The sequence below is a fragment of the Ensifer sp. ENS11 genome, from assembly GCF_014851895.1.
GTDB classification, from domain to species: Bacteria; Pseudomonadota; Alphaproteobacteria; order Rhizobiales; family Rhizobiaceae; genus Ensifer; species Ensifer canadensis.
On the sequence record NZ_JACVAN010000080.1, the window covers coordinates 1 to 361 of the forward strand.

General features: G+C 52.9%; 1 tRNA gene. It reads right to left on the minus strand.

Annotated features, from left to right (window positions below):
• Nucleotides 1–30: 30 nt before the first annotated feature.
• Nucleotides 31–107 (minus strand) — tRNA-Ile (locus tag IB264_RS35745).
• Nucleotides 108–361 lie beyond the last annotated feature (254 nt).

Below are 361 nucleotides of genomic sequence, written 5' to 3' on the forward strand. Positions count from 1 at the left end.
TCAGGACAAACAACCATTCTCCAAAGAGAATGGTGGGCCCGGGCAGACTCGAACTGCCGACCTCACGCTTATCAGGCGTGCGCTCTAACCACCTGAGCTACGGGCCCATCTTGGGTAAAGCACGCACACAACATTCGCTCGACGCAAACGACAAGCGGGCGTGGTTCGTATCCTTGTGAGAAAGAGAAACGTGGACGGCGGCTCTCGCCATACCATCATGATGCAAGCACCTATGTGGCGTATTGCGTTTCGATCGTGATCTGACTGATCCGATCTATGTTCTAAAAAGCACGGGAAAGGTCATATCGGCGAACCGATCGTCTTCCAATTCCACAGCTTCCTTAGAAAGGAGGTGATCCAG